Origin of the sequence: Streptomyces sp. NPDC057137 (genome assembly GCF_042670825.1) — a bacterium.
Taxonomy (GTDB): Bacteria; Actinomycetota; Actinomycetes; order Streptomycetales; family Streptomycetaceae; genus Streptomyces.
In genome coordinates, this window is the sequence record NZ_JBHUUW010000011.1 from 1 (window position 1) to 20,822 (window position 20,822).

A 20,822-nucleotide genomic window follows, 5' to 3' on the forward strand; every position below is an offset into this window, starting at 1 on the left:
CACCCCGACCGGGGTGGCCGCCCTTCCGTCTGGCCGGTGTGCCTGTCCGCCGTGTGCGTGCGGAGATCCGCGCGCACACGGACGGAACGTCAGACGAGGGAGCGGCCGGGCAGTTCGACCTTCGCGCCCAGCTCGACCAGCTTCTCCATGAAGTTCTCGTAGCCGCGGTTGATCAGGTCGATGCCGTGCACCCGTGAGGTGCCCTGCGCCGCCAGCGCCGCGATCAGGTACGAGAAGCCGCCGCGCAGGTCGGGAATGACCAGATCGGCGCCCTGGAGCTTCGTGGGGCCCGACACGACGGCCGAGTGCAGGAAGTTGCGCTGGCCGAAGCGGCAGTCCGAGCCGCCCAGGCACTCCCGGTACAACTGGATGTGCGCGCCCATCTGGTTGAGCGCCGACGTGAAGCCCAGGCGCGACTCGTACACCGTCTCGTGGACGATGGACAGGCCGGCCGCCTGCGTCAGCGCCACCACCAGCGGCTGCTGCCAGTCGGTCTGGAAACCGGGGTGTACGTCGGTCTCCAGGGCGATCGCGTTGAGCGGGCCGCCCGGGTGCCAGAAGCGGATGCCCTTGTCGTCGATCTCGAACGCCCCGCCGACGCGGCGGAAGGTGTTCAGGAACGTCATCATGGACCGCTGCTGGGCGCCGCGTACGTAGATGTTGCCTTCGGTCGCCAGCGCGGCCGAAGCCCAGGAGGCGGCCTCCAGCCGGTCCGGAATGGCGCGGTGGTTGTAGCCGCCGAGCTTGTCGACACCGGTGATCCGGATCGTCCGGTCGGTGTCCATCGAGATGATCGCGCCCATCTTCTGGAGCACGCAGATCAGATCCTCGATCTCCGGCTCCACCGCGGCGTTCGACAACTCGGTGACGCCCTCGGCCAGAACGGCCGTCAGCAGCACCTGCTCGGTCGAGCCGACCGAGGGGTACGGCAGCCGGATCTTCGTGCCGCGCAGCCGCTGCGGGGCCTCCAGGTACTGCCCGTCGGCGCGCTTCTCGATCGTCGCGCCGAACTGGCGCAGCACCTCGAAGTGGAAGTCGATGGGCCGGCCGCCGATGTCGCAGCCGCCGAGGCCCGGGATGAAGGCGTGGCCCAGCCGGTGCAGCAGCGGGCCGCAGAACAGGATCGGGATGCGCGACGAGCCCGCGTGGGCGTCGATGTCGGCGACGTTGGCGCTCTCGACGTGCGACGGGTCGAGGATCAGCTCGCCGGGTTCCTCACCGGGGCGCACGGTCACACCGTGCAGTTGGAGCAGCCCTCTGACGACCCGTACGTCACGGATGTCGGGCACGTTGCGCAGTCTGCTGGGCCCGCTGCCGAGAAGGGCGGCGACCATGGCCTTCGGCACCAGGTTCTTCGCGCCGCGGACGCGGATCTCGCCCTCCAGCGGGGTTCCGCCGTGGACAAGCATTACATCGTCTGTGCCGGTCATGAATCTCGCGTTCCGGGAGTCGTCGGACAGGGGGCCAAAGCAAAAGGGTAAGGGGCTTACGCCCCTGTCCCGTAAGGCATCGGGCACCTTGGAGCCGTAGGGAAGGTGACAGAACACTTTCTGTTCGCCACCCCTTGCGTTGAGTCACCTTTCCGTTTGTGCGCACTTCGGTGCCACTTACGGCGCGTCCTTGCGCTCCCCGTGCCGCCGTGCGCCTGAGCTGCGATCACGCACACTCTGCCGCGCGGGCCCCAAGGAAGGCGAATGTGCGGGATCATGTCTCGCATGACCGAGGTGTCCTCGCTCACAGGGCGGCTGCTCGTCGCGACTCCGGCCCTGGCGGATCCGAATTTCGACCGCGCGGTGGTGCTCCTGCTCGACCATGACGAGGAGGGGTCGCTCGGCGTGGTCCTCAACAGGCCCACCCCCGTGGACGTCGGGGACATCCTGGAGTCCTGGGGCGGGCTGGCCGGCGACCCCGGCGTCGTCTTCCAGGGCGGGCCGGTCTCCCTGGACTCGGCGCTCGGCCTCGCCGTCATCCCCGGCGACGAGGGGCCGCTCGGCTGGCGACGGGTGCACGGCGCGATCGGCCTCGTCGATCTGGAGACACCGCCCGAGCTGCTCGCGCGGGCGCTCGGCTCGCTGCGGATCTTCGCCGGGTACGCGGGCTGGGGCCCCGGCCAGCTGGAGGACGAACTGACCGAAGGCGCCTGGTACGTGGTCGAGTCGGAGCCCGGAGACGTGTCGTCGCCGCGCCCGGAGAGCCTGTGGCGCGCGGTGCTGCGCCGCCAGCGCAGCGAACTCGCCATGGTGGCCACCTATCCGGACGACCCCTCGCTCAACTGACGCGCCACCCCGGCGGACGGCGGGCCGGGGTCCGCGATTCCGGCGGTGACCAGGCCCGTCTCGTACGCGACGATCACCAGCTGCGCCCGGTCCCGCGCCCCGAACTTCGTGAGCAGATGGCTCACATGGGTCTTCACCGTCGACAGGCCGACGAACAGGCGCCGGGCGATCTCCGTGTTCGTCAGACCGCGCGCGACCAGCTCCAGCACGTCGCGCTCGCGATCCGTCACCCCGGCGAGCCCCGCGCTGTCGCGCCGCGCCGGGCCGGGTCTGCGGGCGAACTCGGCGATCAGCCGGCGCGTGACCGCCGGGGCGATCAGCGCCTCGCCGGCCGCCACCACGCGGATCGCGGCGAGCAGTTCGGCGGGCGGGGTGTCCTTGAGGAGGAAGCCGCTGGCGCCCGCGCGCAGCGCGCCGTACACGTACTCGTCCAGGTCGAACATGGTCAGGATCAGTACGCGCGGTCGCGGTCCGTCGTCCGGCGGGAGTTGTGGTGGCGGGGCTTGTGGTGGCGCGCAGATCAGCCGGGTCGCCTCGATGCCGTCCAGGCCCGGCATCCGTACGTCCATCAGCACCACGTCGGGGCACGTCGAGGCGGTCAGCCGGACCGCCTCAGCGCCGTCCGCCGCCTCGCCGACGGCGACCAGACCGGGCTCGGCGTCCACGAGCAGCCGCAGACTGCCGCGCAGCAGAGCCTGGTCGTCGGCGACCAGCACCCGGATCATCGGGCGGTCTCCACGCGCGCGTCGGCGGGCGTCGCGGCGTACGGCAGGGTCGCGCGCACCGCGAAGCCGCCGGTGTCCCGGGGCGCGGCGGTGAACGTGCCGCCGTACAGCGCGACGCGCTCGCGCATGCCCACCAGGCCGTGGCCCTCGCCCTGCCGGATCTCGTGCCGGGGACGCCCGACGGTCTCGGCGGGCGGTCCGTCGTCGACGACCTCGATACGGATCACGCCGTCGGCGGCCGTGACCCGCACCCGGCAGGGCGCCTCGGGGCCCGCGTGCCGCAGCACGTTCGTCAGCGCCTCCCGCACGATCCGGTGGACGGCCAGCCCCGCCCCCTCCGGCAGCCCGTCGAGCCCCTCGGCGGTCAGCTCCGCGCCCGCCCCGCGCGCCAGTTCGGGCAGGGCGCCGGGTCCCGGGACCGGGCCGAGCGCGGCGGGCAGGCGCTCGCCGGTGGTGTCGGAGCGCAGCACCCCGAGCATGTGCCGCATCTCGGTGAGCGCCCCCCGGCCGGTGGCCTCGATGATCCGCAGCGCGTCGTGTGCCTCCTCGGGCCGGGTCCGTACGACATGGTTGGCCACGCCCGCCTTGACGACGATCAGACCCATCGAGTGCGTCACCACGTCGTGCAGCTCCCGGGCGATCCGCAGCCGCTCCTCCGTGACGGCGCGCTGCGCCATCTGCTGCCCTGTCCGAAGGACCAGGGCGCGCCGCTCCCGTACGGCACGGCCCAGCTCTCCGGCGGCCAGCAGCGCGGCGAAGCCGAGCAGCAGCTGGCCGGGGCCCGCCGACCACCAGTAGGCGTCCGCGCGGCCCGCCGGCGCGAGGAGTCCGGCCACGGCCAGGGGGAGGATCGCCAGGCCGGGCAGCCACCGCTCCCACCAACGGCGGCCCTCGCGCGTCACGGTGACCGTGTAGAGCGCGAACGCGGCCGGCAGGAGCGGGTCCCAGAGGGCGTCGCAGACCACGGCGACGGCGGACACCCCGGTCACCCAGCAGAAGACGGGCAGGGGCGCGAGCCCGCGCAGCGCCACCGGGAGGGTCGCGGCGGCCACCAGCGACAGCCGGAGCCAGAGCGGCACCTCCGGGCCGCCGGCCGCCTCCGCGCCCGGCGTGGCGGGGGCGGGACTGCCGGTGGAGGCGAGCAGCAGGGCGTACACGAGAACGACGAGCGCGTCGCGCCCGACGCGGCTGTCGGCGGTCATGCTCCGACCGTAGAGGTGGCGGGCCGGCCGCCGCCTCCCTCCCGAGAGGGAGACGGCGCGTTCCGTCCCCGGCCCGACGCGCCGACGGCGGCGCGGGCGGCACCGTACGGCGCATGATCGAAGTGTCTGACCTGACCAAACGCCACGGCTCCACGACCGCCGTCGACGCGCTGTCCTTCACGGTCGAACCGGGCCGGGTGACCGGCTTCCTCGGCCCCAACGGCGCCGGCAAGTCCACCACGCTGCGCATGATGCTGGGCCTCGACCGCCCCACCCGCGGCCACGCCCTGATCGACGGGCGGCCCTACGTACGGATGCGCGATCCGCTGCGCACCGTGGGGGCGCTGCTCGAAGCCTCGTCCGTGCACGGCGGACGGACGGCCCGCGCCCAGCTGCGCTGTCTCGCCAGGACCCATCGCATTCCGGACAGCCGCGTGGACGAGGTGATCGGCATGGCGGGCCTCGACGGCGTCGCCGACCGCCGCGTACGGACGTTCTCGCTGGGCATGGTGCAGCGGCTCGGGATCGCCGCCGCGCTGCTCGGCGATCCGGGCGTGCTGCTGCTGGACGAGCCGGTGAACGGGCTCGACCCGCAGGGCATTGTCTGGATCCGCACCCTGATGCGTGAGCTGGCCGCCGAGGGGCGGACCGTGCTGGTCTCCTCGCACCTGATGAGCGAGGCGGCGCTGACCGTCGACCACGTGGTGGTGATCGGGCACGGCAGGCTCCTCGCCGAGGGAGGCGTGGCCGAGATCGTCCGTACGTACGCGGGGCCCGCCGGCTCGCTGGAAGAGGCGTTCATGCGGCTGACGTCGGGCGGTGCGCGATGAGCGCGGTACGCGGCGGGCCAGGTCCTGTCCGGCGGATCTTCGTCGCCGCGCTGTCGGCCGAGGGGCTCAAGCTCCGTACGCTCCGTTCCACTTGGTGGAACCTGGCCGCCGTCGTGGCCCTCTCGATCGGCATCGGGACCCTCTACGGCTCGGTGATCAAGGGCAACTACGACGACTTCGGCGCCACTCCCGACTGGGACCCGGTCGGCTACGGCTTCGCCGGCACGTCCGTCGCCCAGCTCGCGCTCGTCTGCTTCGGGGTGCTCGCGGTGGGCGCCGAGTACTCGGCGGGGACCGTCGGCGCCTCGCTCACCGCCGTACCGCGCCGGGGCGTGTTCGGCGCCGCGAAGTTCACCGCCGTCGCCGTGACGGCCTTCGCGGTGACCCTGCCCACCGCCTTCCTCACCTTCGCCGCCGCCCAGACGGCGATGGGGGAGCGGCAGAACGCGGCGCTCGACGACCCGGGCGCGGTGCGCGCCATCGTCGGGCTCGCCGTCTATCTGACGCTGCTGTGTCTGATTTCCGCCGGTGTCACGATGATGCTGCGCAGTACCGTCCTGGCCCTCGGCATCCTCGTCCCGCTGTTCTTCATCGTCTCCGACATCCTCGCGAATCTGCCCGGCGTCGGCTCCGTCGCCCAGTACCTGCCCAATGTCGCCGGGGCCCAGATCCTGCGGGTCGTGCCCGACGACCGGATCGACGTGGGCGCCTGGGGCGGGCTCGGTGTGCTGCTGGTCTGGACGGCCGCGGCGCTCTGCGGAGGGCTCGTGACGCTGCGTCGGCGCGACGCGTGAGCGGCCGGCTGCGGAGTGCTGGGTCCCGGGGCCCTCGGGATGGCCCGAGCGTGGGTACCCTTGGCGGTTATGAGCACTCTTGAGCCCGAGCGCGGGGCAGGTACGGGCACCCTCGTGGAGCCGACACCCAAGGTGTCGCACGGCGACGGCGACCACGAGCGCTTCGCCCATTACGTCCAGAAGGACAAGATTATGGCGAGTGCCCTCGACGGCACTCCGGTGGTGGCACTGTGCGGGAAGGTCTGGGTACCGGGGCGTGACCCCAAGAAGTATCCGGTCTGTCCGATGTGCAAGGAGATCTACGAGTCCATGGGTCCCGGCGGGGACAAGGACAAGGGCGGCAAGGACAAGAGCGGCAAGGGCAAGAGTTAGGTCCTGTCGTTCGTCCTCGTGTCTTCGGGAAGAACGACCGGACGGGCTGTGAACGGCTCCGGGGCGCGCGTCGAGCGCGCTCCGGAGCCGTTCGCGTACGCGGGGCGTGAGCGGGTAGACGGGGGTGCGCGGGCTGATGGGGCGTACACGTGTGCCTGATCACCGATTGGTTGAGACCACTTGTCCGTTCGTCCGGGCCGGGCCTAGTGTCCAGCGGGACGCTCAAAGACCCATTGACTCCGGCATATGCCAGCCGAACGAGGACTGAGGATTCACGTGATGGACCTGATCCCGGCGCCCGTCAGTGTCGAAGGCCCGCAGAGCGGTGGCTTCGTCCCCGATTCGGCCACCACGCTCTGGGCGGCCCCCGGGACCGAGAGCACCGAGCGCTGGCTGCGCGCCACCCTCGGGGCCGCGCTGGGGCTGCCGCTCGCCCCCGGCCCGGCCGGCGGCAGCAACGCCGTGTCGCTGCGCATCGACGAGTCCATGGCCCCCGAGGCGTACCGGCTGGACATCACCGCCGAGTGGGGCGCCGAGATCCACGGCGGCAGCGCGGCCGGCGTCTTCTGGGGCGCCCAGACGCTCCGTCAGCTCCTCGGCCCCAAGGCCTTCCGCCGCTCGCCCGTGTCCCCCGGCGTACGGCAGGAGATCCCCCGTCAGGTCATCGAGGACCACCCGCGCTTCGGCTGGCGCGGCGTCATGCTCGACGTGTCACGGCACTTCATGCCCAAGGACGGCGTGCTGCGCTTCCTGGACCTGATGGCCGCGCACAAGCTGAACGTCTTCCACTTCCACCTCACCGACGACCAGGGCTGGCGCGTCCAGATCAAGCGCCACCCGAAGCTGACCGAGATCGGCGCGTGGCGGTCCCGGACCAAGTACGGCCACCGGTTCTCGGACCTCTGGGACGAGAAGCCGCACGGCGGTTTCTACACCCAGGACGACATCCGCGAGATCGTCGCGTACGCCGCCGAGCGGCACATCTCCGTCGTCCCCGAGATCGACATTCCCGGCCACTCGCAGGCCGCCATCGCCGCGTATCCGGAGCTGGGCAACACCGACGTCGTCGACACCTCCGCGCTGGACGTCTGGGACACCTGGGGCGTCAACCCGAACGTGCTCGCCCCCACCGACAACACCCTGCGCTTCTTCGAGGGCGTCTTCGAGGAGCTGCTCGACCTCTTCCCGGCCGCCACATCGCCGTTCATCCACATCGGCGGCGACGAGTGCCCCAAGGACCAGTGGAAGCGCTCACCCGCCGCCCAGGAGCGGATCGCCGAACTCGGCCTGGCCGACGAGGACGAGCTGCAGTCCTGGTTCATCCGGCACTTCGACGGCTGGCTCTCCGCGCGCGGCCGGCGCCTCATCGGCTGGGACGAGATCCTGGAGGGCGGGCTCGCGCCCGGCGCCGCCGTCTCCTCCTGGCGCGGATACGCCGGCGGGATCGCGGCCGCCAAGGCCGGCCACGACGTCGTCATGTGCCCCGAGCAGCAGGTGTATCTGGACCACCGTCAGGCGGCGGGCGCCGACGAGCCGATGCCCATCGGATACGTCCGCACGCTGGAGGACGTCTACCGCTTCGAGCCCGTACCACCGGAGTTGACCGGCGCCGACGCCGCCCATGTCCTGGGCACCCAGGCCAATGTGTGGACCGAGGTGATGCAGGACCGTTCCCGCGTCGACTACCAGGTCTTCCCGAGACTCGCCGCCTTCGCCGAGGTGGCCTGGTCCGCACTGCCCGAGTCCCCGGACCGCGACTTCGCCGATTTCGAACGGCGAATGACCGCGCACTACAAGCGCCTTGACGCCCTGGGGGTCGATTACCGGCCGCCCGGCGGTCCGTTGCCCTGGCAGAAGCGCCCGGGACCGAACGGGGATTCGGCCGTTCTCGGACGTCCGATCGAGGGAGCACCCCCGAACGTGTGACCCCCCGACCGGGGCTGTCCGTACGAATAAGGCGTACAAGGAGTGCCGAACAATGGCATTTCGTATGTGTCGGTGAAGAGGCGTGAAAACGGACCTTCCCCTCGTTCAGGGGCGGATGCGTGCTTCATGGACCCTCGGACCGGTAGGCCCGGAAGATGTGCCAGAGTTGCCTCGTCCGGCCTGTGAGCACGTACGGTACGGCCAACACAGGCGGACAGCCGGGACACCGGGAAGGGGCAGCTGGGTTGACCACGCACGCACCGCAGACGGCGCAGTCCGTGACGCTGCCGGCCTCGCTCGACGAGGCCGTGGCGGCGCTGAGCGCCATGCCTGCCGCCGTGCCCGTCGCGGGTGGTACCGATCTGATGGCCGCCGTCAACAAGGGCCTCCTCAGACCGGCCGGCCTGGTCGGCCTCGGCCGGATCAGCGAACTGCGCGGCTGGCACTACCAGGACGGACACGCCCTGCTGGGCGCCGGACTCACCCACGCGCGCATGGGGCGGCCCGACTTCGCCGCCCTCATCCCCGCGCTGGCCGCGTCCTCACGCGCCGCGGGACCGCCTCAGATCCGTAACGCGGGCACCCTCGGCGGGAACATCGCCAGCGCGGCCCCCACCGGCGACTCACTGCCCGTCCTGGCGGCCCTGGAGGCGGACCTCGTCGTCGCGGGCCCCGGCGGCGCGCGCCGTGAGATCCCCGTCTCACATCTGCTGGCGGGCCGCGAGATGCTCGCGCCCGCCGAACTCATCGGCTTCGTACGGGTTCCCCTGCTGCACGCCCCGCAGGTCTACCTCAAGGCCACCGGACGCACCGGCCCCGGCCGGGCCACCGCGTCCGTCGCCGTCGTGCTCGACCCGGCGCGCCGCGGCGTGCGCTGCGCGGTCGGCGCCATCGCGCCGATGCCGCTGCGCCCGCTGGAGGCCGAGCGCTGGATCGCCTCGCTGATCGACTGGGACGCCGACCGCGGGCTGGCGCCCGAGGCGCTGGCGGCCTTCGGGGAGTACGTCGCCGCGGCCTGCATCCCCGACCCGGCTCCGGCGGCGGACGGGAGCGAGCCGCCCGCCCTGCCGCCCGCCGTGCTTCACCTGAGGCGTACCGTCGCCACCCTGGCTCGACGAGCACTGGGGAGGGCGCTGCCGTGACCACCGACGAGAACGAGAACTCCGGGACTCCGGAGGGGCGTCGACAGGACCCCGCGCAGGGGCACCCGCAAGGGCGCGGCGCGTGGCAGCCGATCCCGCAGGGCGGCGAGTACGACGCCGAGGCGACCGCGTTCGTCCAACTGCCGCCCGAGGACAGGGCCGCCGCCCCGCTCGCGGCGCGCGGACACGGGTACGTACCACCGACGATCGACCAGCGACAGGCGCAGGCGGACGGCGGCATGGGTCCGGCGGGCGGCGGCCAGTGGGCGGCGCACACGCCGCAGGCGCAGCCCGATCCGTACGGGTACGCCCCGCAGGGGGCCGCCGGTCCGGACGTGCCGCACGATCCGCAGGCGACCGGGCAGTGGTCCTTCGCCGCCGAGCCCGCCGGCGCGGCCGGTGGTGTCGGTGGTGCCGACTCCCGTACGGAGCCGGGCCCCCCGGCCCCGTCGCAGCTCACCGGGCAGTGGGTGATCCCGGTCATCGGGGACGAGCTTCCCGACGAATCGGGCGAGTTCACGACGTCCATGCCCACCACCTCGCAGTGGTCGGGCGGTGCGCCGCCCGCCACACTTCCGGGTGGTGCGCGCGCGCCGTGGGCGACCGAACCGGAACCGGTTCCGGAGCCCCTGGCGGAGCCCGTACCGGAACCGACGCCCGAGTTCGCGCCCGAGGCCGTCGAACTGGTCGAGCCGGTCGCGGAGCCGGTCGCGGTCACGGACTTGGACGCGACGCCCGAGACCGGGCCCGTGGCGGACGCCGCGACGGAGGCGGAGGCGGAACTCGCGCCCGAGCCCGCCGCCACCCCGGAAGCGGAAGCGGCACCCGAGCCCGAACCGGAACCCGCACCCGCACCCGCCCCCCTCACCACCAGCAACGACAGCGCCGAACACCCCGCCAACTCCTACGTCCTGCGCGTCAACGGCGGCGACCGCCCCGTCACCGACGCCTGGATCGGCGAGTCGCTGCTCTACGTGCTGCGCGAGCGCCTCGGCCTCGCCGGCGCCAAGGACGGCTGCTCGCAGGGCGAGTGCGGCGCCTGCAACGTCCAGGTCGACGGCCGGCTCGTCGCCTCCTGCCTCGTCCCGGCGGCCACGGCGGCCGGTTCCGAGGTCCGTACGGTCGAGGGCCTGGCCGCCGACGGCGAACCGTCCGACGTCCAGCGCGCCCTGGCCAACTGCGGCGCCGTGCAGTGCGGTTTCTGCATCCCCGGCATGGCCATGACCGTCCACGACCTGCTCGAAGGCAACCACGACCCCAGCGAGCTGGAGACCCGCCAGGCGCTGTGCGGCAACCTCTGCCGCTGCTCCGGATACCGGGGCGTGCTCGACGCCGTCGGCGAGGTCGTCGCCGAGCGCGCGGCGAGCGCCGAGGCCGTCGACGAGGCCCGTATCCCGCACCAGGCACCACCGGGCGCCGGCGGCGCCCACCCCGCACCTCTCGACCCGCACGACGGAGGCATGGCGTGAGCAACGACGCGGCCACCGAGACCCAGGCACTCGACGGCCCCCGGCAGGAGCCGCCCGCGCTGGGTCTCGGCGCCTCACTCCCACCGGCCGACGCCCGCGCCAAGACCGAGGGCACGTTCCCGTACGCCGCCGACCTCTGGGCCGAAGGGCTGCTGTGGGCGGCCCTCCTGCGCTCACCGCACCCGCACGCCCGCATCCTGTCGATCGACACGGCCGCCGCCGCCGAAATGCCCGGTGTACGGGCCGTGGTGACCCATCTCGACGTCCTCGGCGACCCCTCCTACGGACGGCTCGTCGCCGACCGCCCCGTCTTCGCCTCCGAGGTCGTACGCCACCACGGCGAGGCCATCGCCGCCGTCGCCGCCGACCACCCCGACACCGCCCGTATGGCCGCCGCCGCCATCGCCGTCGAGTACGAGATCCTCGATCCCGTCACCGACCCGGAGAAGGCCTTCGAGGCCGAACCGCTGCACCCCGACGGCAATCTGATCCGCCACATCCCGCTGCGCTACGGCGACCCCGACCTCATGGGCGACGTGGTCGTCGAGGGCCTGTACCGCATCGGCCGCCAGGACCCGGCCCCCATCGGCGCCGAGGCCGGACTCGCCGTACCGCGCCCCGACGGCGGCGTGGAGATCTACACCGGCTCCACCGACCCGCACACCGACCGCGATCTGGCCGCCGCCTGCTTCGGCCTCGACCCGGACCAGGTCAAGGTCGTCGTCACCGGCGTCCCCGGCGCCACCGGCGACCGCGAGGACCCCGGCTTCCAGATCCCGCTCGGGCTGCTCGCGCTGCACACCGGCTGCCCGGTGAAGCTGGCCGCGACCCGCGAGGAGTCCTTCCTCGGACACGCCCACCGGCACCCGACCCTGCTGCGCTACCGCCACCACGCCGACAGCGAGGGCCGCCTCGTCAAGGTCGAGGCGCAGATCCTGCTCGACGCGGGCGCGTACGCGGACGCCTCGTCCGAATCCCTCGCGGCGGCCGTGGCGTTCGCCTGCGGCCCGTACATCGTCCCGCACGCCTTCATCGAAGGCTGGGCCGTACGCACCAACAACCCGCCGTCCGGCCACGTCAGGGGCGAGGGCGCGATGCAGGTCTGCGCCGCGTACGAGGGCCAGATGGACAAGCTGGCGGCCAAGCTCGGCATCGACCCCGCCGAACTGCGCCTGCGCAACGCGCTGGCGACCGGCGACATCCTGCCCACCGGCCAGACGGTGACCTGCCCGGCGCCCGTCGCGGAACTGCTGCGCGCCGTACGGGACTTCCCGCTCCCCGCGCTCCCCAAGGACGTCCCCGAGTCGTCCTGGCTGCTGCCGGGCGGCCCCGAGGGCGCGGGCGAGCCCGGCGCCGTACGCCGCGGCGTGGGCTACGCGCTCGGCATGGTCCACATGCTCGGCGCCGAGGGCGCCGACGAGGTCTCCACGGCCACGGTCAAGGTCCACGACGGCGTCGCCACGGTCATCTGCGCGGCCGTCGAGACCGGCCAGGGCTTCTCCACCCTCGCCCGCCAGATCGTCCAGGAGACGCTCGGCATCGAAGAGGTCCACGTCGCGTCGGTCGACACCGACCAGCCCCCGGCGGGCCCCGCCACGCACGGCCGCCACACCTGGGTCTCCGGCGGCGCGGTCGAACGGGCGGCGAAGATGGTCCGTACGCAGCTCCTCCAGCCGCTGGCGCACAAGTTCGGCATGTCGACGGAACTGCTCCAGATCACCGACGGCAAGATCACCTCCTACGACGGTGTGCTGTCGACCACCGTCACCGAGGCGATGGACGGCAAGGAACTGTGGGCCACGGCCCAGTGCCGCCCGCACCCCACCGAACCGCTGGACGAATCCGGCCAGGGCGACGCGTTCGTCGGACTCGCCTTCTGCGCCATCCGCGCGGTCGTGGACGTCGACATCGAACTCGGCTCGATCCGCGTGGTGGAGATGGCCGTCGCGCAGGACGTCGGCCGGGTCCTCAACCCGGCGCAGCTCGCGACCCGTATCGAGGCGGGCGTCACCCAGGGGATCGGTACGGCCCTGACGGAGAACCTCCGTACGACCCGCGGTCTGGTACGCCGCCCCGACCTCACCGGCTACGCGCTGCCGACGTCCCTGGACGCGGCGGACATCCGGATCGTGAAACTGGTCGAGGAGCGCGACGTGGTGGCCCCGTTCGGCGCGAAGCCGGTGAGCGCGGCGCCGGTCGTGACGTCCCCGGCGGCGGTCGCGGCGGCGGTCCGCGCGGCGACGGGCCGCCCGGTCAACCGGCTGCCGATCAGGCCGCAGTCGGCTGTGGTGACGGCGGGATGAGCGAAGCCCTCCCCGAAGGAACTTCGGTGAGGGCTTCGAAAGGGACTTCTCCGGGGCTTTTCCGGGACTTCTCAAGGGCTTCCTGAAGAGGCCGTGGCGGGAATCGAACCCACGTAACTCGATTTGCAGTCGAGCCCCTGAACCACTCGGGCACACGGCCGTGCGTGCTGATGACTCGACCGTAAGCGGGGCGGCGTACGGCCCTCAAGGGCGCCGGGCACCCCGCAACGTGACTGCCATACGCCGTTCATGGTCGTACGACCAAGGGACGAGGCCCGCACCGACCAGCGACAGGGTTCAACCGGGTCTACGCCCCTTACGCTGAGCCCATGACCGCCCTGGAACCGAGCGACGCCGCCGTCGCCGTCGAAGCCGCCGATGTCACCTCGCACCATGCCGTCGACCCTGGCGGCCAGGACGGCATCCTCGGCAAGACCCACCGTGCGCTCAGCATCGGCATCATCTGTGTCGTCCTGCTGATCGCCTTCGAGGCCACGGCGGTCGGTACGGCGATGCCGGTCGCCGCGCGCGAGTTGCGGGGCGTCTCGCTGTACGCGTTCGCCTTCTCCGCGTACTTCACGACCAGCCTCTTCGCGATGGTGCTCTCCGGGCAGTGGGCCGACCGCAGCGGCCCGCTCCGGCCGCTCGTCACCGGGATCAGCGCCTTCGCGGTCGGCCTGCTGCTCTCCGGCACGGCGGGCGCGATGTGGCTGTTCATCGCGGGCCGGGCGGTCCAGGGGCTCGGCGGTGGGCTGGTGATCGTCGCGCTGTACGTCGTGGTCAGCCGCGCCTACTCGGAGCGGCTGCGGCCCGCGATCATGGCCGCGTTCGCCGCGAGCTGGGTGATCCCCTCGGTCGTCGGTCCGCTCGCCTCCGGCACGGTCACCGAACACCTCGGCTGGCGCTGGGTCTTCATCGGCATCCCGGTACTGGTGGTGCTGCCGCTGGCGACCGCGCTGCCCGCGATCCGGCAGATGGCGGCCGGGCCCGCCCAGCCCCCAGGCGCCGCTGTGCCCGTACCGGCCTTCGACCGGCGCCGGATCCGGCTGGCGCTGGCGATCTCGCTCGGCGCGGGTCTGCTCCAGTACGCGGGCCAGGACCTGAACTGGTGGTCCTTGCTCCCCGGCGTGGCCGGCGCCGCGCTGATCGTGCCCGCCGTCCTCGGCCTGCTGCCGCGCGGCACCTACCGCGCCGCCCGCGGCATGCCGTCGGTCGTCCTGCTGCGCGGCGTCGCGGCGGGCTCCTTCATCGCGGCGGAGAGCTTCGTACCGCTGATGCTCGTCACCCAGCGCGGCCTGTCCCCGACGATGGCGGGCCTCTCACTGGCCGTCGGCGGCGCGACCTGGGCGCTCGGCTCGTACATCCAGTCCCGCCCCCGCATGGAGCCGCACCGCGAACGGCTCCTGATGGGCGGCATGGTCCTGGTCGCCGCCGCCATCGCCGCCGCCCCGAGCGTCCTGATCGACTCGGTCCCGGTCTGGACCCTGGGCGTCGCCTGGGCGGTCGGCTGCCTCGGCATGGGCACGGTGATCGCGTCCACGAGCGTGCTGCTGCTGAAACTCTCACCTCCTGAGGAGGCGGGCACGAACTCCGCCGCGCTCCAGATATCCGACGGCCTGTCGAACGTCCTGCTGCTGGCGGCGGGCGGCGCGGCGTTCGCGGCCCTGGGCGGCGGCGCGGTGGGCGCCCACGACCTCACCTCACCCGCCGCCTCCCACCCGGCGGCCTTCACGGCGGTGTTCCTCCCGATGGCGGCGGTGGCCCTGGCGGGGGTCTGGGTGGCGACGCGGGTGCGGGCGCGGTAGGTGCTGACGCTCCCCGATGTGACCCGGGTCGCACCTGGCCGACCCCGGCTTGTTCGTACGAGGATCGGGCCGGGGCGCCGGTAGGGTGGCCCGGTTGTCGTATCTGAGCCCGCGCCCAGACGTCCAGCCCGTGCATCCCCGAGCGCCTGTGAACCGGAGACCGTGACTACTACCGCCTCCCACCACCTCTCACCCGCCTTCCCCGGCCGCGCCCCCTGGGGCACCGCCAACAAGCTGCGCGCCTGGCAGGAGAAGGCGCTGGAGCGCTATCTCCAGGAGCAGCCGCGTGACTTTCTCGCCGTCGCGACACCCGGCGCCGGGAAGACCACCTTCGCGCTGACCCTGGCGTCCTGGCTGCTGCACCACCACGTCGTGCAGCAGATCACCGTCGTCGCGCCGACCGAGCATCTGAAGAAGCAGTGGGCGGACGCCGCCGCGCGGATAGGGATCAAGCTCGACCCGGACTACAGCGCGGGGGCGCTGAGCAAGGAGTACCACGGGGTCGCCGTGACGTACGCGGGCGTCGGCGTACGCCCCATGCTCCACCGCAACCGCTGCGAGCAGCGCAAGACCCTGGTGATCCTCGACGAGATCCATCACGCCGGTGACTCCAAGTCCTGGGGTGAGGCGTGTCTTGAGGCCTTCGAGCCGGCCGCCAGGCGCCTCGCGCTGACCGGTACGCCCTTCAGGTCGGACACCAACCCGATCCCCTTCGTGGCGTACGAGGAGGGCAACGACGGCATCCGCCGCTCCTCCGCCGACTACACGTACGGCTACGGCAACGCGCTCGGCGACGGCGTCGTGCGCCCCGTCATCTTCCTCAGCTACAGCGGCAACATGCGCTGGCGCACCAAGGCCGGTGACGAGATCGCCGCCAAGCTCGGCGAGCCCATGACCAAGGACGCCACCTCGCAGGCCTGGCGCACCGCGCTCGACCCGCGCGGCGACTGGATGCCCAACGTGCTGCGCGCCGCCGACCAGCGGCTGACCGAGGTTCGCAAGGGCATTCCCGACGCCGGGGGTCTGGTCATCGCCAGCGACCAGGACTCGGCCCGCGCGTACGCCAAGCTCATCCGCGAGATCACCGGGACGAAGGCGACCGTCGTGCTCTCCGACGAGGCCGCCGCCTCCAAGCGCATCGACGACTTCAGCGCGAGCGAGGAGCGCTGGATGGTCGCCGTCCGCATGGTGTCGGAGGGCGTCGACGTGCCGCGCCTCGCCGTCGGCGTGTACGCCACCACCATCTCGACGCCCCTGTTCTTCGCCCAGGCCGTCGGCCGTTTCGTCCGGTCCAGGCGCCGCGGCGAGACCGCGTCCGTCTTCCTGCCGACCATCCCCAACCTCCTCGGCTTCGCCAACGAGATGGAGGTCGAGCGCGACCACGTCCTCGACAAGCCCAAGAAGGAGGGCGAGGAGGACCCGTACGCCGAGTCCGAGAAGGAGATGGCGGAGGCCGAGCGCGAACTCGACGAGGACACCGGCGAGCAGGACGCGCTGCCCTTCGAGGCGCTGGAGTCCGACGCGGTCTTCGACCGGGTGCTGTACGACGGCGCCGAGTTCGGCATGCAGGCGCACCCCGGCAGCGAGGAGGAGCAGGACTACCTCGGCATCCCCGGCCTCCTGGAGCCCGACCAGGTCCAGATGCTCCTCCAGAAGCGGCAGGCCCGGCAGATCGCGCACAGCCGCAAGAAGCCCGACTCCGAGGCGGATCTGCTGGAGCTGCCGGCCGACCGGCGGCCCGTGGTCTCCCACAGGGAGCTGCTCGAACTGCGCAAGCAGCTCAACACGATGGTCGGCGCGTACGTCCACCAGAGCGGCAAACCGCACGGAGTGATCCACACGGAGCTGCGCCGCGTGTGCGGCGGGCCCCCCAGCGCGGAGGCCACCGGGGGTCAGCTTCGCGAGCGGATCAGACAGGTCCAGGAGTGGGCGACCCGGATGCGCTGAGCACGAACGTCTTTTTCCCGCCTCTCTTTTCCGCCCTTCTTCTCCGCCCCGGAGACGCCCCTGCGGCGCCTCCGGGGCGTTTCTACGCGCGTCCATTCATGGGAAATCATACGAATAGTCAGCGTGAGTCCCTTTTCCACGCTTGTTGTGACGCGAACGGGGAGCAACTGACCACCCATGACCGGATTCTGGACGAGGTCTTCCGCTGAGCGGTACGGATCGCTAATGTCCCGGCAATACATACGCGCCGTGGCAGCGCCGCCTCGGAGCGCAGCCGGTGCGCCATGGCCTGCCTGCCGGCGGCCTCTCCGTGCGTCGCCGATGGGACCGGTGTCGCAGCTTCTGTGAGAGGACCGTCGTCACTCACTCCGAAACTCCGAAGGAGAGGGCGTCGTGACCGCAGAGACCTCCCAGACGCTCGACAGAGGACTGCGCGTCCTCAAGCTGCTCGCCGACACCGACCACGGGCTGACCGTCACCGAGTTGTCCAACAAACTCGGCGTCAACCGCACCGTCGTCTACCGACTCCTCGCCACCCTGGAACAGCACGCGCTGGTCCGCCGAGACCTGGGCGGACGCGCCCGAGTGGGCCTCGGGGTGCTGCGCCTGGGCCGCCAGGTGCACCCACTCGTACGGGAAGCGGCGCTGCCCGCCCTGCGCTCGCTCGCCGAGGACATAGGGGCCACCGCCCATCTCACGCTCGTGGACGGCGCCGAGGCGCTGGCCGTGGCCGTCGTGGAGCCGACCTGGACGGACTACCACGTCGCGTACCGCGCCGGCTTCCGGCACCCGCTGGACCGGGGCGCCGCCGGCAAGGCCATCCTGGCCGCCCGGCAGGGCTCGTACACCGAGGCGCGGTGCACGCTGACCCACGGCGAACTGGAGGCGGGCGCCAGCGGCGCCGCCGCCGCGCTCGTCGGGGTGACCGGGCTCGAAGGCAGCGTGGGCGTCGTGATGCTCGCCGACTCGGTGCCGGAACGGGTGGGTCCGCGCGTGGTCGACGCCGCACGCGAGGTGGCCGACGCCCTGCGCTGAACCGGGGCGTGGAACCGGCCCGAGCACCGGCCGATAGATTGACACCGTGCTCTCTCGTCTCGCCGGCCTCTCGCGCCCCCGCACCCTCGCCCTCTCGGCGGTCCCGATCGTCGCGCTGCTCGTCGTCGTCGGAGTGGCCCCGTTGCCGTACGCGGTGGCCCAGCCCGGCCTGACCGCGAACGTTCTCGGCGACTACAAGGACACCCCCGTCATCTCGATCAAGGGCGCGCCGACCCGCGAGACGGAGGGGCAGCTGCGGATGACGACGATCCTGGCGACGGGACCGTCCACCGACGTCGACTTCGCCGACGTCCTCGACGGCTGGATCCGGACCGACCGCGCCGTACTGCCGCGCGACTCCGTCTACCCGGCGGGCCAGTCCGACAAGGAGATCCAGAAGCACAACACCGACGCGATGGTGAAGTCGCAGAACTCCGCCGTCGACGCGGCCCTCGGCCAACTCGGCCGGAAGCCGGACTCCGTCGACGTCACCCTCCACCTCGCCGACGTCGGCGGCCCCAGCGCGGGCCTCCTCTTCGCCCTCGGCATCGTCGACATGCTCGACGGCGACGGCTCGGGCGGCGACCTCACCGGCGGCCGGGACATCGCGGGCACCGGCACGATCGAGACGGACGGCACGGTGGGCGCGGTCGGCGGCGTCTCCCTCAAGACCCAGGCGGCGGCCCGCGACGGCGCGACGGTCTTCCTGGTCCCGGAGGCGGAATGCGCCGACGCCCAGTCCGAACTCCCCGACGGCATGCGGCTGATCCCGGTCAGGGCCCTGAAGGACGCGGTGTCGTCACTGAAGGCGCTGGAACAGGGGGGCAAGGTGCCGGGCTGCTGACGTCGTCACTGTCGGCCGGGCCCGCGGCGGTGTCCAGGCCGTGCCAGACCGGGAGCAGGAGCGGGCTCAGTGTCGCCAGTAGGTAGACGCCGCCCATCAGCAGCAGCGCGGGGGGCAGGCCGGTGCCCTCCACCAGCAGACCCGCCGTCAGGCCGCCCAGGGGCATGGTCAGTTCGCAGCCCGCGGTCATCGCGCCCGCCACCCGGCTGCGGAGTTCGTCCGGGACGCGTTCGTACGTCACCGTCGTCAGGATCGGGTTGATCGTGCCGCCCGCCACTCCCGCCGCGCCCATGACCACGGCGAGTGCCACCGTGGAGTCGGTGAGGCCCGCCACCGCGAAGCGTGGCGCGCCGACGAGGAGGACGGCGACGGTGAGGACCGTGCGGCGTCGGAAGCGATGGCCGACGGCGCCGTACAGCAGGGCTCCCAGTAGGCCGCCCGCCCCGAACACCGCCGTGATCAGGCCCAGTTCGGCGGCGCCGCCGAGGTTCTGTTCGGCGTGGACCGGGAGCAGGACCGCGTTCCAGCCCTGGTCGATGCCGTTCATGAACATCACCATGAGGACGACCGCCGCCAGCAGCCGGGTGTGGGCCAAGTAGGCGTAACCCTCGCGCAGTTCGGAGACGTACGCGCGGAGCGACACCGGTGCCATGTCCTTGACCGGCTCCGCTCCCCGTACGCCACGCAGCCCGGCGCCGATCAGCAGCGCCGACAGCACGAACGTCAACGCGTCCAGCAGCAGGGCGACTTCGGCGCCGAGCAGTGCGATCACCAGGCCCGCGAGTGCCGCGCCGAGCATGCGGGCGCCGCGCTCGACCGCGTCGAAGAGGCTCGCGGCGCGGGCGAGTGAGGTGCCCGCGTGTTCGGCGAGGTCGGGGACGAGGACGTAGCGGGCCGTGTCGCCCGGGGTGTGGGCGAGGCCGTGCAGCGCCACCAGTGCGCAGAGCGTCCAGAACGGGAGCGCGTCGGCGCGGTGCAGCAGGGGGATCGCCCCGACGGACAGCGCGCACAGCACGTCCGACGCGATCGAGACGCGGCGCCGGCCGATCCGGTCGATGACCGGGCCGCCGATCAGCGCGGAGACCACCACCGGGAGGGTGGCGCAGAAGGCCACCACTCCCGCGCGGCCGGCGCTGCCGGTGGTCTGGAGCACGAACCAGGGGATGCCGATCATGCTCAGCGTCCGGCCCGTGGCGGAGATCGCGTTGGCGGTCAGTACGGCGGTGAGTGGCCACCGCCGTACCGGTGCGGCATTCATACGGGGCGGATACGGGCCGGTCGGGGCTGTTCGACGAGCCGCAGGCCCAACTCGACCAGGAGCCAGCCCAGTCGGAGTCGCAGCTGTGGTCGCAGGGGGCGGCGGTAGGCGGTTGCTTCGGCGTGCAGTTCGGTCGCGCGTATGGAGTGGAGCTGGAGGTGCACATCGGAAAATGACATGACAAATCGTCCCTTCGCGCACCGTGTGTCAGGGTGCGGGAGTGGTGGTCAGGAAGTGGTGGTGCTCAGGCGTCCGGGGTGTGGGGCTTCTTCAGCGGGAAGGCGTGCAGATGGATCCGCACCTGCGCCGCGGACTCGTCGTCCTCGGGCACCGCGAGGTTCCGATAGCTGTTGATCAAGTCGTGCACCCGGCCGTCCAGTTCGGCCAGCAGTTCGGGGGTGAGCCGTAGCGTGAAGTCGCTGAAGTCGGACTTTGCCGCCCAGGTATCCGGCCAGTCGTGCATGGTGCCCAGCCAGGTGCTCAGCTCCTGGTCGTGGATGGAGGCGACCTCGTGGATGAAGGTGTTCACCGCCCCGCGTACCTCGGGATTCGGGTCGTTGTGCAGGGCGTTGCCGAGCATGACGCCCTTGTCCGCGGCCTTCCACCAGCGCTCCCGGCCCTTGCCCCGCTCGGGGTCGTCCGCGACGAACCCGTGGGTCGCGAGCTGCCTCAGGTGATAGCTGGTGGCACCGCTCGACTCGCCCAGCCGCTCGGCGAGTTGGGACGCGGTGGCCGGGCCGTGGTGCCGCAGGGTGACCAGCAGTCGCATCCGCAGGGGATGGGCGAGGCCGCGCAGCGAGCGCGGGTCCAGGGTGCGGACGTCCGGCTCGGCTGCGTCGGGTACCTCGGGGTTCTCGGGCATGGGTTGAGCGTAGACATGCAAAGAAGTAGTTG

Annotated in this window: 17 protein-coding genes, 1 tRNA gene and 1 pseudogene; 12 read left to right on the top strand and 7 right to left on the bottom strand. The window is 72.3% G+C overall.

Annotation, left to right across the window (positions count from 1 at the left end):
• Positions 1-89: 89 nt before the first annotated feature.
• Complete coding sequence (gene murA / locus ACFT9I_RS11895; RefSeq protein ID WP_356590035.1) at positions 90-1,430, bottom strand: UDP-N-acetylglucosamine 1-carboxyvinyltransferase; 1,341 nt, start codon at positions 1,428-1,430, stop codon at positions 90-92.
• A 285-nt stretch (positions 1,431-1,715) separates the two neighbouring features.
• Between murA and ACFT9I_RS11900 the strand changes: the two genes are divergently transcribed.
• Positions 1,716-2,276 (top strand): YqgE/AlgH family protein, encoded by a 561-nt coding sequence (locus ACFT9I_RS11900; protein ID WP_356590037.1) that lies wholly within the window; start codon positions 1,716-1,718, stop codon positions 2,274-2,276.
• Here ACFT9I_RS11900 and ACFT9I_RS11905 read toward each other — a convergent pair.
• Both ACFT9I_RS11905 and ACFT9I_RS11910 read right to left on the bottom strand, forming a co-directional pair.
• Positions 2,249-3,001, bottom strand: coding sequence for a response regulator (locus ACFT9I_RS11905; protein ID WP_382563236.1), 753 nt, complete (start codon positions 2,999-3,001; stop codon positions 2,249-2,251). The two genes, ACFT9I_RS11900 and ACFT9I_RS11905, sit on opposite strands and share 28 nt — an antisense overlap.
• Positions 2,998-4,203 (bottom strand): sensor histidine kinase, encoded by a 1,206-nt coding sequence (locus ACFT9I_RS11910; protein WP_382563238.1) that lies wholly within the window; start codon positions 4,201-4,203, stop codon positions 2,998-3,000. The genes ACFT9I_RS11905 and ACFT9I_RS11910 overlap by 4 nt, the downstream gene beginning before the upstream one ends.
• Before the next feature lie 113 nt (positions 4,204-4,316).
• Between ACFT9I_RS11910 and ACFT9I_RS11915 the strand changes: the two are divergent.
• From ACFT9I_RS11915 to ACFT9I_RS11945, 7 genes and pseudogenes are all read left to right on the top strand, one after another.
• A pseudogene (locus ACFT9I_RS11915) lies at positions 4,317-4,976 on the top strand (ABC transporter ATP-binding protein); the annotation flags it as partial.
• Between the two features lie 53 nt (positions 4,977-5,029).
• Positions 5,030-5,827 (top strand): ABC transporter permease, encoded by a 798-nt coding sequence (locus ACFT9I_RS11920; RefSeq protein WP_382563239.1) that lies wholly within the window; start codon positions 5,030-5,032, stop codon positions 5,825-5,827.
• A gap of 69 nt (positions 5,828-5,896) precedes the next feature.
• Positions 5,897-6,199, top strand: coding sequence for a DUF3039 domain-containing protein (locus tag ACFT9I_RS11925; protein WP_031231446.1), 303 nt, complete (start codon positions 5,897-5,899; stop codon positions 6,197-6,199).
• 279 nt (positions 6,200-6,478) lie between these two features.
• Positions 6,479-8,125, top strand: coding sequence for a beta-N-acetylhexosaminidase (locus tag ACFT9I_RS11930; RefSeq protein ID WP_382563241.1), 1,647 nt, complete (start codon positions 6,479-6,481; stop codon positions 8,123-8,125).
• 245 nt (positions 8,126-8,370) lie between these two features.
• Complete coding sequence (locus ACFT9I_RS11935) at positions 8,371-9,267, top strand: FAD binding domain-containing protein (protein WP_382563243.1); 897 nt, start codon at positions 8,371-8,373, stop codon at positions 9,265-9,267.
• Positions 9,264-10,736 carry a 2Fe-2S iron-sulfur cluster-binding protein gene (locus ACFT9I_RS11940; RefSeq protein WP_382563245.1) on the top strand — a complete coding sequence of 491 codons (1,473 nt, stop codon included), beginning with the start codon at positions 9,264-9,266 and terminating at the stop codon, positions 10,734-10,736. The genes ACFT9I_RS11935 and ACFT9I_RS11940 overlap by 4 nt, the downstream gene beginning before the upstream one ends.
• Positions 10,733-13,039 carry a xanthine dehydrogenase family protein molybdopterin-binding subunit gene (locus tag ACFT9I_RS11945; protein WP_382563247.1) on the top strand — a complete coding sequence of 769 codons (2,307 nt, stop codon included), beginning with the start codon at positions 10,733-10,735 and terminating at the stop codon, positions 13,037-13,039. The genes ACFT9I_RS11940 and ACFT9I_RS11945 overlap by 4 nt, the downstream gene beginning before the upstream one ends.
• An 88-nt stretch (positions 13,040-13,127) precedes the next feature.
• On the opposite strand, the gene ACFT9I_RS11950 is transcribed toward ACFT9I_RS11945, so the two are convergent.
• Positions 13,128-13,199: transfer RNA gene (locus tag ACFT9I_RS11950), tRNA-Cys, on the bottom strand.
• A 169-nt stretch (positions 13,200-13,368) separates the two neighbouring features.
• Here ACFT9I_RS11950 and ACFT9I_RS11955 point away from each other — a divergent pair.
• From ACFT9I_RS11955 to ACFT9I_RS11970, 4 genes are all read left to right on the top strand, one after another.
• Positions 13,369-14,844 carry an MFS transporter gene (locus ACFT9I_RS11955; RefSeq protein ID WP_382563249.1) on the top strand — a complete coding sequence of 492 codons (1,476 nt, stop codon included), beginning with the start codon at positions 13,369-13,371 and terminating at the stop codon, positions 14,842-14,844.
• 162 nt (positions 14,845-15,006) lie between these two features.
• A complete protein-coding gene (locus ACFT9I_RS11960) occupies positions 15,007-16,791 on the top strand; it encodes a DEAD/DEAH box helicase (RefSeq protein ID WP_382563251.1) in 1,785 nt (594 codons plus the stop codon).
• 393 nt (positions 16,792-17,184) lie between these two features.
• Positions 17,185-17,826 carry an IclR family transcriptional regulator gene (locus tag ACFT9I_RS11965; protein WP_382563253.1) on the top strand — a complete coding sequence of 214 codons (642 nt, stop codon included), beginning with the start codon at positions 17,185-17,187 and terminating at the stop codon, positions 17,824-17,826.
• Between the two features lie 46 nt (positions 17,827-17,872).
• Positions 17,873-18,670 (top strand): S16 family serine protease, encoded by a 798-nt coding sequence (locus tag ACFT9I_RS11970; RefSeq protein ID WP_382563254.1) that lies wholly within the window; start codon positions 17,873-17,875, stop codon positions 18,668-18,670.
• Here the strand turns inward: ACFT9I_RS11970 and ACFT9I_RS11975 are convergent.
• The 3 genes from ACFT9I_RS11975 to ACFT9I_RS11985 all read right to left on the bottom strand — a co-directional run bounded on the left by ACFT9I_RS11975 (position 18,600) and on the right by ACFT9I_RS11985 (position 20,790).
• Complete coding sequence (locus tag ACFT9I_RS11975) at positions 18,600-19,928, bottom strand: MFS transporter (RefSeq protein ID WP_382563256.1); 1,329 nt, start codon at positions 19,926-19,928, stop codon at positions 18,600-18,602. The genes ACFT9I_RS11970 and ACFT9I_RS11975 overlap by 71 nt on opposite strands.
• Positions 19,925-20,107: a hypothetical protein gene (locus ACFT9I_RS11980; protein WP_382563258.1), complete on the bottom strand. Its 183-nt coding sequence runs from the start codon at positions 20,105-20,107 to the stop codon at positions 19,925-19,927. Before ACFT9I_RS11980 ends, ACFT9I_RS11975 begins: the two co-directional genes overlap by 4 nt.
• 65 nt (positions 20,108-20,172) lie before the next feature.
• Positions 20,173-20,790 carry an ArsR/SmtB family transcription factor gene (locus ACFT9I_RS11985; RefSeq protein ID WP_382563260.1) on the bottom strand — a complete coding sequence of 206 codons (618 nt, stop codon included), beginning with the start codon at positions 20,788-20,790 and terminating at the stop codon, positions 20,173-20,175.
• Positions 20,791-20,822: the final 32 nt, after the last annotated feature.